1 protein-coding gene is annotated in these 586 nt (G+C 32.6%); it reads right to left on the bottom strand.

Annotated elements, in window-relative coordinates; all coding sequences use genetic code 11:
- Positions 1–302 precede the first annotated feature (302 nt).
- On the bottom strand, positions 303–586 hold a 284-nt coding region (locus tag H4O21_RS28025), incomplete at its 5' end, for an EamA family transporter (protein ID WP_182812405.1).

Raw genomic sequence — 586 nt, 5'->3', positions numbered from 1 at the left:
ACCAAAAAGCGTAATGGCAGCATTTACTAAGCTAAATGCGGGATTTGTGTGTTTATTAAATAGTGCTAGCACTAAGAAATATGCTATTAACACTGCACTTGTAACTAAGCCAAACCGAATTGGAAGTATCAAATTTTTCATAAAAAGTTAAATTTTTAATTGTTTCTAAAATTGCGTTTTACCAGTAACAACAATTGTTACTATTCAAATAGATTGGTCTGTTTAACTTTTTCAAATCACTTAAAGTTCGCAAAAAAAAATGACTTCTAATAATTTTATGGAAGATTAATCAGAATTGAGAGCTACTTTCGTTTGTGCGCTAGATAGACTCCAATTAAGATAATCAAAGTTGCCACGGCCTGTAAAAACCCAAAACGCTCACCATCTAAAACACCCCAAAATACAGCAATTATTGGCATTAAATATGTTACCGAAGATGCAAATACAGGTGTAGCGATATGTACCAGTCTATTAAACATTACTTTGGCTATTGCTGTACCAAATAAAGACAGAATCACCATGTACAATAATGCGGGTTTTAAGGTAGGTGCAGATAACACTTCATATGTAAAGAAACCAGAAAAAC

It is taken from the genome of Oceanospirillum sediminis (assembly GCF_014164585.1).
GTDB lineage: Bacteria > Pseudomonadota > Gammaproteobacteria > Pseudomonadales > Halomonadaceae > Oceanospirillum > Oceanospirillum sediminis.
Note: the sequence above shows the minus strand (reverse complement) of the source record. Positions and strands in the feature narration are given on the sequence as shown.